General features: G+C 61.0%; 13 protein-coding genes. All 13 read left to right on the plus strand.

Annotation, left to right across the window (positions count from 1 at the left end):
* Window positions 1-76 precede the first annotated feature (76 nt).
* The 13 genes from GVL50_RS13525 to urtD all read left to right on the plus strand — a co-directional run bounded on the left by GVL50_RS13525 (window position 77) and on the right by urtD (window position 15,671).
* A complete protein-coding gene (locus GVL50_RS13525; RefSeq protein ID WP_159813547.1) occupies window positions 77-475 on the plus strand; it encodes a DUF2946 domain-containing protein in 399 nt (132 codons plus the stop codon).
* A 48-nt stretch (window positions 476-523) separates the two neighbouring features.
* Complete coding sequence (locus tag GVL50_RS13530) at window positions 524-1,003, plus strand: copper chaperone PCu(A)C (RefSeq protein ID WP_159813549.1); 480 nt, start codon at window positions 524-526, stop codon at window positions 1,001-1,003.
* A gap of 21 nt (window positions 1,004-1,024) precedes the next feature.
* Window positions 1,025-1,471 (plus strand): DUF2946 domain-containing protein, encoded by a 447-nt coding sequence (locus GVL50_RS13535; protein ID WP_159813551.1) that lies wholly within the window; start codon window positions 1,025-1,027, stop codon window positions 1,469-1,471.
* Between the two features lie 84 nt (window positions 1,472-1,555).
* Entirely contained in the window at window positions 1,556-3,676 is a 2,121-nt protein-coding gene (locus tag GVL50_RS13540) for a TonB-dependent copper receptor (protein ID WP_159813553.1), read from the plus strand.
* A 170-nt stretch (window positions 3,677-3,846) separates the two neighbouring features.
* Window positions 3,847-5,226, plus strand: coding sequence for a PepSY domain-containing protein (locus GVL50_RS13545; protein WP_159813555.1), 1,380 nt, complete (start codon window positions 3,847-3,849; stop codon window positions 5,224-5,226).
* A gap of 151 nt (window positions 5,227-5,377) precedes the next feature.
* Complete coding sequence (locus GVL50_RS13550; protein ID WP_159813557.1) at window positions 5,378-7,501, plus strand: TonB-dependent siderophore receptor; 2,124 nt, start codon at window positions 5,378-5,380, stop codon at window positions 7,499-7,501.
* Between the two features lie 223 nt (window positions 7,502-7,724).
* On the plus strand, window positions 7,725-8,513 hold the full coding sequence (locus GVL50_RS13555; protein WP_159813559.1) for an ABC transporter ATP-binding protein: 789 nt from the start codon (window positions 7,725-7,727) through the stop codon (window positions 8,511-8,513).
* A complete protein-coding gene (locus GVL50_RS13560) occupies window positions 8,510-9,457 on the plus strand; it encodes an ABC transporter substrate-binding protein (RefSeq protein WP_159813561.1) in 948 nt (315 codons plus the stop codon). The genes GVL50_RS13555 and GVL50_RS13560 overlap by 4 nt, the downstream gene beginning before the upstream one ends.
* On the plus strand, window positions 9,454-10,464 hold the full coding sequence (locus GVL50_RS13565; protein WP_159813563.1) for an iron ABC transporter permease: 1,011 nt from the start codon (window positions 9,454-9,456) through the stop codon (window positions 10,462-10,464). The genes GVL50_RS13560 and GVL50_RS13565 overlap by 4 nt, the downstream gene beginning before the upstream one ends.
* A 350-nt stretch (window positions 10,465-10,814) precedes the next feature.
* Window positions 10,815-12,080 carry an urea ABC transporter substrate-binding protein gene (gene urtA / locus GVL50_RS13570; RefSeq protein ID WP_053116878.1) on the plus strand — a complete coding sequence of 422 codons (1,266 nt, stop codon included), beginning with the start codon at window positions 10,815-10,817 and terminating at the stop codon, window positions 12,078-12,080.
* Window positions 12,081-12,223: 143 nt separating this feature from the next.
* Entirely contained in the window at window positions 12,224-13,726 is a 1,503-nt protein-coding gene (gene urtB, locus GVL50_RS13575; protein ID WP_159813565.1) for an urea ABC transporter permease subunit UrtB, read from the plus strand.
* A complete protein-coding gene (gene urtC / locus GVL50_RS13580; protein WP_159813567.1) occupies window positions 13,726-14,805 on the plus strand; it encodes an urea ABC transporter permease subunit UrtC in 1,080 nt (359 codons plus the stop codon). The genes urtB and urtC overlap by 1 nt, the downstream gene beginning before the upstream one ends.
* Window positions 14,802-15,671 carry an urea ABC transporter ATP-binding protein UrtD gene (urtD, locus tag GVL50_RS13585; RefSeq protein ID WP_008078129.1) on the plus strand — a complete coding sequence of 290 codons (870 nt, stop codon included), beginning with the start codon at window positions 14,802-14,804 and terminating at the stop codon, window positions 15,669-15,671. Before urtC ends, urtD begins: the two co-directional genes overlap by 4 nt.
* The last annotated feature ends 83 nt before the right edge of the window (window positions 15,672-15,754 follow it).

Genomic DNA, 15,754 nt, shown 5'->3' on the forward strand with positions numbered 1-15,754 from the left:
ACGACGCTTTTTTACTTATCGGCCCTGATCAGGCTAAATAGCCCGCGCCTGATCGCCCACCCAATGGATCTCTCCCATGAACCGACAACGGCTAGCATTTGCCTGGATCGCCTGCTTTGCAGTGCTGTTCAACATGCTCGCCATGCCGATGACGGGGGCGATGGCGCAGGCGGCCAATTCACCGGCCGATCAGTTGCTGTGGAGCAGTTTCTGCACCGGCAGCGGGACGAAGATGGTCGCGATCAACATCGGTTCCCCCGAGCAGAAGGCGCCGGCCAACGACACGCATTCCAACATGCAGCATTGCTGGTGTTGCTCGGGTTCTGCGCCATTGGTAGCGTTGCCGGGCCATTCGCCGCAGCTGTATTTCGCCCGCTATGAAAGCAATCACAGCGTCGCGCCGCTCTCACTGCAAACCCCTACTCCGCGCCAGCAATGGCCGAGCCTCAATCCCCGCGCCTCTCCTCTGGTTTGATTTGTTCTCGCAATTGACCTGCGTTTCAAATCGTTCTGGAGAACTGCCATGTTGAACAAACTCATCGTCATCGCTGCGCTGTTGCTGCCCGCGTGCTTCGCCAATGCCCACGAATACAAGGCTGGCGAGATTGAAATCGCCCACCCGTGGTCGCAGGAGTTGCCACCGAATGCGCCGACCGTAGCGGTGTATTTCGTGATTCACAATGGCGGTAAAACGGCTGACCGCTTGCTCAGCGTCGACTCGCCGATCGCCCCCGAAGCGCAGTTGCATGAGCATGTGATGCAGGGCGATCTGATGAAGATGCAGCAGGTGCCGAGCGTGGAAATCCCTGCTGGCGGCAACGTGATATTTGCGCCGATGGCCTATCACGTGATGCTGCTCAACCCGACTGATCGCAGCCTGCTCACGGACGGCAAGCAATTCCCGCTGACGATGCATTTCGAGAAGGCCGGCGACGTCACCGTCGAAGTTTCGGTGCAGAAGAAGCCCCCGGAAACCACGCAGGCTCACGCGCACGCTCAGTAAGCCTTCCGGCAGATTCCGCCCATGCGCCCGCTGAGCGCCAGGCCCTCCGCGCCACGCCGTCAGACTGAACACCTGACTCGCGGCAGCTGGATCGCCCTGTTCGCCATGTTGATGATTTTCATCGGCCCACTGATTTCTCAGTCGATGCCGATGGATCAGCACGCCTCGACCTCCATGCCAATGAGCATGGACATGTCGATGGACATGCCGGGGATGGATCACTCCGGACATGACGCGAAACCCAGCGCCGAACATTGCCCGCCACAATCCTCGCACCACGTGCTGTGGGAAAAATGCGGCTATTGCAGCCTGCTGTTCAATTGCCCGGCACTGACCGGCGGCGGCGATTTCGTCGCCTTCAACATTCCGCCACTCAACACTTTCACTCCGCCCTCCCCGCGCCTGGGCCACGCCCGGCAAACCTTCTTCCCCGGCGCCCGCACCCGCGCCCCGCCCATCGCCACGTAAACACGCACCTTTGATTGCACACGGTGGAGAAGACAGCTTCAGGCTGCCGGCCGTGTCGTTTACGACTGTTTGATGGAAATTGTCATGTCCAGGTTTGCTGCTGTTTCACGCTCGGGTTCCGCCCCGGTGTCCTTCGCTTTGAACGAATCGCGGATTCGTTTCAGGCACGCTAGCGCTGTCCTTTGCGGCGTCCTGCTGTCCCCGTTGGTGTTGGCCGATGATCACACCGGCCACAACGAAGAACTGAGTCCAACGGTGATCACCGCAATCGCGCCGAGCTCACCGCTGACCATCGTTACCAACCCAAAAGATCCACGCCAACCAGTGCCGGCGAGTGACGGCGGCGATTATCTGAAAACCATTCCGGGCTTCGCGCTGGTGCGCAATGGCGGCACCAACGGCGATCCGGTATTGCGCGGCATGTTCGGCTCGCGTCTGAACATCCTCACCAACGGCAGCATGCTGCTCGGCGCTTGCCCGGGCCGGATGGACGCGCCGACCTCGTACATCTCGCCGGAAACCTACGACAAACTTACCGTGATCAAAGGCCCGCAAACCGTGCTTTATGGCCCGGGCGCCTCGGCGGGCACGGTGTTGTTTGATCGTGAACCGGAGAGCTTCGGCGAACTCGGCACGCGGGTGAACGCCAGCGTTCTGGCCGGTTCTCACGGACGCTTCGATAAGGTTGTCGACGCCGCTGCCGGTGGCCCGCTGGGTTACGTGCGCGTGATCGGCAACACCGCGCATTCCGACGATTACCGCGACGGCAACAACGACATCGTCGCCTCGCGCTACGACAAGTGGAACGGCGACGTCGCGGTCGGCTGGACGCCGGATGCCGACACCCTGATCGAACTCACCGCCGGCAAGGGCGACGGCGAAGCACGCTACGCTGGGCGCGGCATGGACGGCTCGCAATTCCTGCGTGAAAGCCTCGGTCTGCGCTTCGAAAAATCCAACATCACCGACGTGCTGGAGAAACTCGAAGCGCAGGTCTACTACAACTACGCCGACCACGTGATGGACAACTACACCCTGCGCACGCCGTCGGGCACCGGGATGATGGCCGGGCCCATGGCGTCCAATGTCGACCGCCGCACCCTCGGTGCGCGGATCAAAGCGACCTGGCGTTGGGCCGACATTCAACTGATCACCGGCCTCGACGCGCAGACCAACGAGCATCGCCAGCGCAGTTCAATGGGCGTCGACACCTACAAAGATCTGCCCTACACCAAGGACGCCGATTTCCATAACTACGGCGTGTTCAGTGAAATGACCTGGTACGCCGCCGACCGCGATCGGCTGATCACCGGCGCCCGCGTCGACCGTGCCTCGGCCAAGGATTATCGGCAAACCAGCGGTTCGGGAATGATGACCCGCCCCAATCCGACCGCCGACGACACCCGCGCCGACACCCTGCCCAGCGGCTTCGTGCGCTACGAGCATGACCTCGCTGACAGCCCGACCACGCTCTACGCCGGCCTCGGTCACGCGCAGCGCTTTCCGGATTACTGGGAGCTGTTCTCGGCGAGCAGCGGCCCGGTCGGTTCGCTCAACGCGTTCGATTCGATCAAACCGGAGAAAACCACGCAGTTCGATTTCGGCGTGAACTACAAGAGCGCCGATCTGGAAGCCTGGGCCTCGGGCTACATCGGCGTGGTGCGCGATTACATCCTGTTCGATTACACCCCGGGAATGATGGGCATGAGCACCTCGCGCGCCGAGAACATCGACGCGCGAATCATGGGTGGTGAACTCGGTGCCGCGTATCAACTCACCGACAACTGGAAGACCGATGCGACCCTGGCCTACGCCTGGGGCAAGAACAGCAGCGACGGTTCGGCCCTGCCGCAAATGCCGCCGCTGGATGCACGCTTCGGTCTGACCTATACCAAAGACAACTGGAGCGCCGGCGCACTGTGGAGGGTGGTTGCTGCGCAAAACCGTATCGACCAGAACAAGGGCAACGTGGTCGGCAAGGATTACGACAAGAGTTCGGGCTTCGGCGTGTTCTCACTCAACGGTGCCTACCGGATCAACAAAAACTGGAAGGTCAGCAGCGGCGTCGACAACCTCTTCGGCAAGGCTTACGCCGAACACCTGAACCTGGCGGGCAACGCCGGATTCGGCTACCCGGCCAACGACCCGCAAGCCATCAACGAACCGGGGCGCACGCTCTGGACCAAGGTGGACATGAGTTTCTGACAGGCAACACCCACCCATGTGGGAGCGGGCTTGCTCGCGAAGGCGGCATGCCAGGCGACATCAATGTTGAATGTGCCGCCGCTTTCGCGAGCAAGCCCGCTCCCACAGGGAATGCAGTGTTGCAACCTGAATGAACAACTAGAAGACCCAAGCCAAGCGGAGCACACGTGATGAATCAGCCCAAACCGAATTTCTACAACCTGGCCTGGCGTTGGCATTTTTACGCCGGGCTCTTCGTCGCCCCTTTCATGGTGATGCTGGCCTTGACCGGCATGATTTACCTGTTCAAACCGCAACTCGATTCATTGATGTACAGCAGCCTGCTCAACGTCCCCGCCGGTCATCACAGCGTCCCGGCCGATGACTTGTTGCAACGGGTAAAAAGCGCTTATCCACAAGGCCAGGTCACCCAATACCTGCCGCCGGTCAACGCCGAACGCAGCGCGCAATTTGTGGTGACCAACACCGGTCACGAACTCAACGTGTTCGTCGATCCGTACCACGGCGACATCCTCGGCGAACAAGATGCCAAGCAAAACCTGCAAGCCATCGCCCGCGCGATTCACGGCGAATTGATGATCGGCACCGTCGGTGACCGTCTCATCGAAATGGCCGCCGGTTGGGGCGTGGTGTTAGTGGTGTCCGGGTTGTTCCTGTGGTGGCCGCGCGGTCAGGCCGCAGGCATTTTGTGGCCTCGGCTGAACAGTCGCGGTCGTGTGTTGTGGCGGGATCTGCACGCGGTCACCGGGTTCTGGGGTGCGACATTGCTGCTGGTGATGTTGCTCAGCGGCATGACCTGGACCGGTTTCTGGGGCAAGCAATACGCGCAGGTGTGGAACGTGTTCCCGGCGGCGATGTGGGACAACGTGCCGACCTCCGATGTTGAAGCGCGAACCCTTAACAGCGCCACCCGCCAGACCGTGCCTTGGGCGATGGAAAACACGCCGATGCCGATGTCCGGCGACCATGCCGAACACATGGCCCACGGCGGCGCCAACGCTGGCCCGGCGGCACCGAGCATCAGCCTGCAAGACGTGCAAAACATCGCCACCGCGCGCAAGGTCGAACCGGGTTACAGCATCACCCTGCCGACCACCGCCACCGGCGTGTTCACCATCGCCGTGTTTGCCGACGATCCGCGCAACGACGCCACCCTGCACGTCGATCAGTACACCGGCAAAGTCCTCGCCGATGTGCGTTTCGAACAGTACGGCACGGTTGCCCGCGCCACCGAAATCGGCGTGATGCTCCACGAAGGCAAGATGTTCGGCACCTTCAATCAGATCGTCGTGTTGCTGATCTGCCTGATGATTCTGCTCAGTGCCGTCAGCGGCGTGGTGATCTGGTGGAAACGTCGGCCACAAGGCAAATTCGGCGTGCCACCGCTGCGGCATGACCTGCCGAAATGGAAAACCGGCGTGATGATCATGCTCGCGCTGGCGGTGATTTTTCCGCTGGTGGGCGCTTCGCTGGTGGTGGTGTGGTTGCTGGATCGACTGCTGCTGTCGCGGTTTGGTCGCCAACCTGAATCTGCCTCAACTTCATCATGAAGCAGGCGAGATGCGCGATTTAGACAGCTCTATAGACTGCCGGGGCTTATATGCCGGCAATTTTTAGTGTTACTGTATAACGCGAATTTGCCATTCTGCCCACGACCACAAGTCGTGGGCTTTTCATTTGATGAAGTGATTCACCGTACCGATGAACAAGTACCTCTTGTCCAGCCTCTGCCTGTTCGCCATGAACAATGCCCACGCCGACAGCGCCCCCCTGACGTTGCCCACCGGCACCATCAGCGCGCCCGCCGTTGACGATGCAACCGTCAGCCTCACCACGCCGACCACCGCCGGTTCGCGGCTTAACCTCAGCACCATGCAAACCCCGGCCAGCGTCGAAAGCCTCAGCGGCGAGCAAGTCCGCGCACGCGGCGATCGCAGCGTGCAGGACGCGGTGTCGCGCAGCACCGGCATCAGCCGCACCGGGACGCCGGGCGATGGCGGCACATCGTTGCAGGCGCGCGGTTTCACCGGGCAGAGTTCGGTGATGCAGTTGTATGACGGCAACCGCATGTACACCGGCATGGGCACCGTCACGTTCCCGGTCGACACCTGGTCGGTGGAGCGTGTCGATGTGCTGCGTGGCCCGGCGTCGGTGTTGTACGGCGAAGGCGCGACCGGCGCAGTGGTCAACGTTATTCCGAAGAAGCCATTCGAGGGCGACATCGAAAATCATCTGCGCGTCGGTTATGGCTCTTACGATAGCCAACAGCAGGCCTTCGACAGCGGCGGTTCACTGAGCGATACGTTGAGCTATCGCCTCAATCTCAATCGTCTGCGCAGCAACGGCTGGATCGATCGCGGCGACGCCTCCAGCGACTTCATCAGCGCCGCCCTGCGCTGGCAGGCCAGCGAAGATCTGGCGTTTACCCTCGCCCACGATTACGGCGATCAGCGCCCGCAAAACTACTTCGGCACGCCGTTGATCAACGGCCATTTGCAGGACAGCCTGCGTTACAAGAACTACAACGTGCGCGACGACAAACAGCATTACAACGATCAGTGGACGCGTCTGACCAGCGACTGGCAGATCAACGACTCGGTCAGCGCCAGCAACGAGCTGTACTACCTCAAAGCCCAGCGCCGCTGGCAGAACGCCGAGAACTACAACTTCGACGCGGGCACGCAGCAACTGAGCCGCAGCGGTTATTTCGGCATCGGTCACCAGCAGGAACAGGTTGGCGACCGTCAGACCTTCACCTTCAAACACTCGCTGTTCGGCCTCGACAGCCAGACCGTCAGCGGCGTCGAGTACAACCGCATCCGCTTCCAGCTCAACAGCAACTCGCCGTTCAGCGACGTGTTGCCGAACGGCCAGGCCGTGGATCTCTATCACCCGCAAGCCGGCACTTTCGAGAGCGCCGACCCTTATCGCGATCAGTTCGACAGCACCACCAAACAGATGTCGGTGTTCGCCGAGAACCGCACGCAGTTGAGTGAGCGCTGGTCGCTGGTGACCGGTGTGCGCCGCGATTACGTGCACGTTGATCGCAACAATCTGCTCGATGGCAGCCAGAGCGACAAGACCCTGACCGGCAACAACTGGAAGGCCGGGCTGGTGTTTGCGTTGACGCCGAACACCTCGTTCTACGGCCAGATGGCGACCAGCACCGACGGTATTGGCGGGCTGATTTCTCTGAGCCCAAGCCAGCAGCAATACGATCTGTCGACCGCGCGCCAGACTGAAGTCGGCTTGAAGCAATTGTTCTGGGATCAGCGCGGCGAGTTCACCTTGGCGGCGTATCGCATCGTCAAGAAGAAGCTGCTGACTGACGATCCGGGCAACCCGACGCTCAAACAGCAAGTGGGTCAGCAGTCGTCTAACGGTCTGGAAGCGAGCCTTGATCTGCAATTGCCGCACGCCTGGCAACTGCAAGCGAACGCGGCGATCGTGAAGGCCAAGTACGACGATTTCTCGGAGGTGGTGAACGGCCAGACGCTGTCGTTTAACGGCAATCGTCCGGTGGACGTACCGAGGCGTACGGCCAACCTTTGGCTGAACAAAGCGCTTAGCGATGATCTCAAGGCCGGCGCCGGTGTGCGGTATGTTGATGCGCGTTACGCCGACATGGCCAACCGCAACGAGCTGCCGAGTTACACCGTGGTCGATGCGACGTTGTCGTGGCAAGCGCTGCGCAACACGACGCTGGGCTTGCAGGTGAACAACCTGTTTGACCGCCGGTATGCGCAAAGCCAATACAATGAGGGGCAGCAGTGGATCCTTGGCGAACCGCGCTCGTTTTTTGTCAGCGCTGATTACACCTTTTGATTGAAAAGCCTTGCCCTCACCCTAGCCCTCTCCCAGAGGTAGAGGGGACTGACCGAGGTGTTTGGGCAAGTTGCACCGACTTGAAATACCGAGTTGAACTGAAGCTTTGAAAAGCATGAAGATCGGCCCCCTTTCCCCCTCTACCCCTTGGGGGAGAGGGTTGGGGTGAGGGGGAAAAAATCTCACTGAACCACCACAATCACCAACATCACACCGGACCCGCATGACCTCACTCACCCTCACCGACCTCGCCTGGACACCGCTGGGCCACGGCCACTGTCATCACCAGTTCCAGCTGCGTGACGCCTCGTTGCAGGTGGCCGCCGGTGAGTTCGTCGGGTTGATCGGCCCCAACGGCAGTGGCAAAACCAGTCTGCTGCGCTGCGCCTATCGCTTCAGCGCGCCGGAAAGCGGTGAGGTCAGACTTGAACACCACAACGTCTGGAAACAGTCCTCACGCTGGTGTGCGCAACGCATCGCCGTGGTCTTGCAGGAGTTTCCCGATGCCTTCGGCCTGACCGTCGAAGAGGTCGTCGCCATGGGCCGCTCGCCGCACAAACGTCTGTTCGACGGCGACACCCGGGAAGACCGCGATCTGGCCACTCAAGCGCTGAAATCCGTCGGCCTCGAAGGCTTCGAAGACCACGCCTTCGCCACCCTCTCCGGCGGTGAAAAGCAGCGAGTGATTCTCGCCCGCGCCCTGACTCAACAACCGCAACTGCTGATCCTCGACGAGCCGACCAATCACCTCGACCCGCGCTATCAGCTCGAATTGCTGCAACTGGTCAAACGCCTGAAGATCGGCACCCTCGCCAGCATCCACGACCTGAATCTGGCCGCCGCGTTCTGCGACCGTTTGTACGTGATCGATCACGGCCGCATCGTCGCCAGCGGCACGCCGCAAGAAGTCCTCACTGAAAAATTGCTGCGCGAGGTGTTCGGCGTCGAAGCGTTGATCGATGCGCATCCCCTCCACGGCTACCCGCGAATCACCTGGATAACCCGACCATGACCCTGCGTTCCCTGCTTTGCGTCGCCCTTCTGTTGTGCAGTGCCGAAGCCTTGGCCGAAGCGACTAAATACCCGCTGACCGTGCACAGCTGCAACCGCGACGTGACCTTCAAGGAAGCGCCGAAACACGCAGTCAGCCACGACATCAACATGACCCAGATGATGCTCGCCCTCGGCCTCAAATCGCGGATGGCCGGCTACAGCGGCGTCAGTGGCTGGAAGTCGGTGACACCCGAGATGCAATCGCTGCTCGACGGTCTGCCGGAGCTCGCGGCGAAGTACCCGTCGGTGGAAACCCTGCTCAACGCCAACGTCGATTTCTTCTTCGCCGGTTGGGATTACGGCATGCGCGTCGGCGGCGACCTGACGCCGCAAACCCTGCAACCGCTGGGTATCAATGTCTACGAGTTGACCGAGTCCTGCGCTTTCGTGATGAAGCGCCCGGCGGCGACGCTGGAGGACACTTACAACGACCTGCGCAACCTCGGCAAAATCTTCGACGTGCAGGATCGCGCCAATGCCTTGATCGCCGACATGCAGGCGCAAGTCGCTGCCGTGCGCAAAGACCTGCCGGCAGAAAAACCGCGCGTGTTCCTTTATGACAGCGGCGAAGACCGCGCGATGACCTCTGGCCGCCTCGGCATGCCGCAAGCGCTGATCGATGCGGCGGGCGGGCGCAATATTCTCGATGACGTCGACGCGAGCTGGACGCGGGTCAACTGGGAAACCGTGGTCGAGCACAATCCGCAGGTGATCGTGATCGTCGACTACAGCGAAATTACCGCGGAGCAGAAGATCCAGTTCCTGCTCGATAACCAAGCGCTGCAATCGGTCGATGCGATAAAGAACCAGCGCTTCATCGTTATTCCGTATGTGCAAGCCACGCCGGGCATCGACAACGTGTTGGCCGTTGAAACCCTGGCCAAAGGTTTCCACGGCGAATGATCAACCGTCGCTATGCCTTGCTGCTGATCGCCCTCGGCGCCGTGTTGCTGGTGTCGTGCGTGGTCTCGCTCGGCTTCGGCCCGGCGCGGGTGCCGGTGGACGTGGTGTGGAGGATTTTGCTGCACAAGGCTTTCGGTGTTGGCGAGGTGAGCTGGAGCGCCGGGCAGGAACATATCGTCTGGCTGATTCGCGTGCCGCGCATGCTCCTCGGTGCACTGGTCGGTGCCGGGCTGGCGCTGATCGGCGCGGTGCTGCAAGCGGTGACGCGCAATCCGCTGGCCGATCCGCATCTGCTCGGCGTCACCTCCGGGGCGACGCTGGGCGCGGTGATTGTGGTGCTGCACGTCGGCGAAATTGTCGGGCTGTTGACCTTGCCGATCGCCGCGTTCATCGGCGCGCTGTTGAGCATGCTGGTGGTGGTGGCGATTGCCAGTCGCCATGGCCGGCTCGACAGTGACCGCCTGCTGCTGTGTGGCGTGGCGGTGTCGTTCGTGATGATGGCGATCGCCAATCTGCTGCTGTTCATGGGCGACCATCGCGCGAGTTCGGCGGTGATGTTCTGGATGCTCGGCGGCCTCGGGCTGGCGCGTTGGGAGTTGCTCGCGGTGCCAGCGGCCAGCGTGCTGCTCGGGTTGATGTTGCTGCTGGGCATGGCGCGACCGTTGAACGCATTGATGGCCGGCGAGCAAACCGCCGTGACCCTCGGTTTGAATGCACGCGCGGTGCGTTTACGGGTGTTCGTCATCGCCTCGTTGATGACCGGTGTGCTGGTATCGATCAGCGGCTCGATCGGCTTTGTCGGGCTGATGGTGCCGCACATCGCGCGGCGTCTGGTCGGTGCCGAGCATCGGCGTTTGCTGCCGGCGTGCGTGCTGCTTGGCAGTATCTTTCTGGTTTGGGTCGATGTCGCAGCGCGCACGTTGATCGCGCCGGAAGACCTGCCGATCGGCATCGCCACTGCTGCCATCGGCGGCCTCTTCTTCATCGGCCTGATGCGCCGCCGCTGACCCTCCACAGATTTCTCCTCCCTGTAGGAGCTGCCGAAGGCTGCGATCTTTTGATCTTTGGACGCGGAGCGTCCGCGGCTGCATTCCCACGCAGAGCGTGGGAACGATCAAGATCAAAAGATCGCAGCCTTCGGCAGCTCCTACACATGATTTTTCGCGCCCCAAAGTGGCGCGACCGCATGCACCAACGCGCCCTGCGCGTCCCTTCGTGGTGCAGCGCAAAACCGCGCAAGCGCTCTAACACGACATTTTCCTGCCTGAACCCGACCGGGCACAGCCCTTGCAAAACAGCCTTCAGTCGTCCGCATCTGCCAACCAAAAAAACTTCAAATGTTCATGGAGATCGCACAATGAAGCGTCGCAGTTTGATCAAGGCTTTCACACTCACGGCATCCATTGCCGCGATGGGCATGACCTGGACTGTCCAGGCCGCCGAGACCATCAAGGTCGGGATTCTGCATTCGTTGTCCGGCACCATGGCGATCTCCGAAACGTCGCTCAAAGACATGGCGTTGATGACCATTGACGAGATCAACGCCAAGGGCGGCGTCAACGGCAAGATGCTTGAGCCGGTGGTGGTTGATCCGGCGTCGAACTGGCCGCTGTTCGCCGAGAAAGGCCGGCAGTTGCTAACCCAGGACAAGGTTGCCGTGGTGTTCGGCTGCTGGACTTCCGTGTCACGTAAATCGGTGTTGCCGGTGTTCGAAGAGCTCAACGGTCTGCTGTTCTACCCGGTGCAATACGAAGGCGAAGAGATGTCGCCGAACGTCTTCTACACCGGCGCCGCGCCGAATCAGCAAGCGATCCCTGCTGTTGAATATTTGATGAGCGAAGAAGGCGGCAGCGCCAAACGCTACTTCCTGCTCGGCACCGACTACGTCTACCCGCGCACCACCAACAAAATCCTGCGTTCGTTCCTGCATTCCAAAGGTGTGGCCGACAAGGACATCGAAGAGGTCTACACGCCGTTCGGTCACAGCGACTATCAAACCATCGTCGCCAACATCAAAAAATTCTCCGCCGGTGGCAAGACTGCGGTCATCTCGACCGTCAACGGCGACTCAAACGTGCCGTTCTATAAAGAGCTGGCCAACCAGGGTTTGAAAGCCACCGACGTACCAGTCGTGGCGTTCTCGGTCGGCGAAGAAGAGCTGCGCGGCATCGACACCAAGCCGTTGGTGGGCAACCTCGCGGCGTGGAACTACTTCGAATCCGTCGAGAACCCGGCGAACAAGAAATTCGTCGCTGACTGGAAAGCCTACGCGAAGAAACACAACCTGCCGGGCGCGGACAAAGCCGTGACCAACGACCCGATGGAAGCCACTTACGTCGGTATCCACATGTGGGCGCAGGCGGTTGAGAAAGCCAAATCCACTGACGTCGACAAAGTACGTGAAGCGCTGGCCGGGCAGACCTTTGCGGCGCCATCGGGCTACACGCTGACCATGGACAAGACCAACCACCACCTGCACAAACCGGTGATGATCGGCGAGATTCAGGCCGATGGTCAGTTCAACGTCGTGTGGCAGACCGAAGGGCCGATCCGTGCGCAACCGTGGAGCCCGTTCATTCAGGGCAACGACAAGAAGCCGGATTATGCGGTGAAGAGCAACTGAGTTATCCCGCTCAACCTGATCGTTCCCACGCTCTGCGTGGGAATGCCTCAACGGACGCTCTGCGTCCGCTTTGGGGACGCGGAGCGTCCCGGGCTGCATTCCCACGCGGAGCGTGGGAACGATCACTACGCAAGGCCACGCATATGCGCACTGCCATACACCGCTTGCTTCTCGCCATCGCACTGTTGCTGCCGATGCTCGCCCACGCCGGCGATGCCGAAGACTTCGTCGCGGCCAATCCCGTGCAACAGGCCAAGCTGTTGGAAACCTGGGCCGCGCAGCCCGATCCGGCGCGTATCGAACTGATCAACGCCCTGCAACAAGGCGAGTTGACCATCGATGGCCAGCCAAAAACCCTGCGCCTGAACAATCGCCTGCGGGGTCTGATCGACACCGCCATGGCCAGCCATCAATTGCTCGCCGCCGACGCCAAAATCCGTCTGACTGCCGCGCAGCAATTGCAGAAAAGCGCGAAACCCGCGCAGCTGAAATTCCTCGACCAGCAACTCGCTGGCGAAAAAGATGACAGCGTCCACGCCGCCCTGAGCCTGGCGCTGGCCAATCTGCAACTGGTCGACACTGACCCCGCCGTGCGCCTTGCGGCGGTGAGATTGCTCGGCGAAACCGGCGATCCACTCGCCCGTACGCGCCTCGAAGGTTTGCTCGAACCCGGCGTTGAAGCCGATGCCACTGTGCGCACCGCCGCCGAAACCAGCCTCGCCCAGGTCAAACGCAAACTGCTGATCGGCGAGATCCTCGGTCAGGCCTTTAGCGGCATGTCCCTTGGCTCGATCCTGCTGTTGGCGGCACTCGGTCTGGCCATCACCTTCGGTCTGCTCGGCGTGATCAACATGGCCCACGGCGAGATGCTGATGCTCGGCGCCTACTCGACGTATGTGGTGCAGTTGATGTTCCAGCGCTACGCACCGCAAGCCATCGAGTTTTATCCGTTGATCGCATTGCCGGTGGCGTTCTTCGTTACCGCCGCAATCGGCATGGCGCTGGAGCGCACGGTGATTCGTCACCTCTACGGCCGCCCACTGGAAACATTGCTCGCCACGTGGGGCATCAGCCTGATGCTGATCCAGCTTGTGCGTTTGTTGTTCGGCGCGCAGAACGTTGAAGTCGCCAACCCGGCGTGGCTGTCCGGCGGTATTCAAGTGCTGCCGAATCTGGTGCTGCCGTACAACCGCATCGTCATCATCGCTTTCGCACTGTTCGTGGTGGTGCTGACGTGGCTGCTGCTGAACAAAACCCGCCTCGGCCTCAACGTCCGCGCCGTCACTCAAAACCGCAACATGGCGGCTTGCTGCGGTGTGCCGACCGGTCGCGTCGACATGCTCGCCTTCGGCCTCGGCTCGGGCATCGCCGGCCTCGGCGGAGTGGCGCTGAGCCAGATCGGCAACGTCGGCCCCGACCTCGGTCAGAGCTACATCATCGACTCGTTCCTGGTGGTGGTGCTCGGCGGCGTCGGCCAGTTGGCCGGCAGCGTGCTCGCAGCATTCGGCCTCGGCATCGCCAACAAGATTCTCGAACCGCAGATCGGTGCGGTGCTCGGCAAGATCCTGATCCTCGCGCTGATCATTCTGTTTATCCAGAAACGTCCGCAAGGCCTCTTCGCACTGAAAGGACGGGTGATCGACTGATGAACCAGCCTCTGTTAGTCACGGCCACGCAAAAGGCCGGGCCGAAAGTCACCATTGCCATCGGTGCGGTAATCCTCGCCCTGCTGATCGCCCTGCCGCTGCTGTCGTTGTTGTCGCCCGACAATGCGCTGCACATCTCGGCGTACACGCTGACGCTGGTCGGCAAAATCCTCTGTTACGCCATCGTCGCGCTGGCACTGGATCTGGTCTGGGGTTACGCCGGTTTGCTCTCGCTAGGCCACGGTCTGTTCTTCGCCCTTGGCGGTTATGCGATGGGCATGTACCTGATGCGTCAGGCTGCCGGCGATGGTCTGCCGGCGTTCATGACCTTCCTGTCGTGGAGCGAATTGCCGTGGTACTGGACCGGCACCAGCAGCTTCGTCTGGGCGATGTGTCTGGTGGTGTTGGCGCCGGGTTTGCTGGCGCTGGTGTTCGGTTTCTTCGCCTTCCGTTCGCGGATCAAAGGCGTGTATTTCTCGATCATGACCCAGGCCCTGACCTTCGCCGGCATGCTCCTGTTTTTCCGCAACGAGACCGGGTTCGGCGGCAACAATGGTTTCACCAATTTCCGCACGATTCTCGGTTTCGGCATCACTGAACCGGGCACCCGCGCGGTGCTGTTTCTGGCCACGGTGTTGCTGCTGGTGGCGAGCCTGTTCATCGGCTGGCGCCTGGCGCAGAGCAAGTTTGGCCGCGTGCTGACGGCATTGCGTGATGCGGAAAACCGCTTGATGTTCTGTGGCTACGACCCGCGCGGTTTCAAGTTGTTCGTGTGGGTGTTGAGTGCGGTGTTGTGTGGTCTGGCCGGTGCGTTGTATGTGCCGCAAGTCGGGATCATCAACCCGAGCGAAATGTCGCCGACCAACTCGATTGAAGCGGCGGTTTGGGTTGCCCTTGGCGGGCGCGGCACACTGATCGGCCCGTTGCTCGGTGCCGGGGTGGTCAACGGCATGAAGAGCTGGTTCACCGTGGCGTTCCCGGAATACTGGCTGTTCTTCCTCGGCGCGTTGTTCATCGTCGTGACGCTGTACCTGCCCAAAGGCGTAATCGGCCTGCTGAAGAAACGAGGTGAACAATGAGAGTCACAGCGAGCGCTGAATTCATGTTGGAACCAGCCTTTTTTCCCGTCGAACCGAACAAGGACGCCGGCACCAGCCGCGACTCGATCGGCCTCGGTCAACGCGTCGGCCCGGGCCTCGACACGCGTCACGGCACCATCCTCACACTGGAAGACATCAGCGTCAGCTTCGATGGCTTTCGCGCACTGAACAATCTGAATCTGTACATCGGCGTCGGCGAGTTGCGCTGCATCATCGGCCCCAACGGTGCGGGCAAGACCACGCTGATGGACGTGATCACCGGCAAGACTCGCCCGAGTCACGGCAAGGCGTGGTTTGGCGAAACGCTGGATCTGACACAAATGAGCGAAGTGCAAATCGCTCAGGCCGGCATCGGTCGCAAGTTTCAGAAGCCGACAGTGTTCGAGGCTTTGAGCGTGTTTGAAAACCTTGAACTGGCGCAGAAAACCGACAAGTCGGTCTGGGCCAGTTTGCGTGCGCGGTTAAGTGGTGAGCAGAAGGATCGCATCAGCGAAGTGCTGGAGACGATTCGCCTGACCACCTCGGTCAATCGCCCGGCGGGGTTGCTGTCCCACGGGCAGAAGCAGTTTCTCGAGATCGGCATGTTGCTGATGCAGGATCCGCAATTGCTCCTGCTCGATGAACCGGTGGCGGGGATGACCGATGCGGAAACCGAGTTCACCGCTGAGTTGTTCAAGAGCCTGGCGGGCAAGCATTCGCTGATGGTGGTGGAGCATGACATGGGGTTTGTCGGCTCGATTGCTGACCATGTGACCGTGTTGCACCAAGGCAGCGTGCTGGCGGAAGGCTCGCTTGAGCAAGTGCAGGAAAACGAGCGCGTGATCGAGGTTTACCTCGGCCGCTGAAACTGCAAACACCTTTCCAATGTGGGAGCGGGCTTGCTCGCGAATGCGGTGTGTCATTCGAAGTTGATGGGACTGATCCACCG

This window comes from Pseudomonas sp. 18058, assembly GCF_902706155.1.
Lineage (GTDB): Bacteria > Pseudomonadota > Gammaproteobacteria > Pseudomonadales > Pseudomonadaceae > Aquipseudomonas > Aquipseudomonas rustica.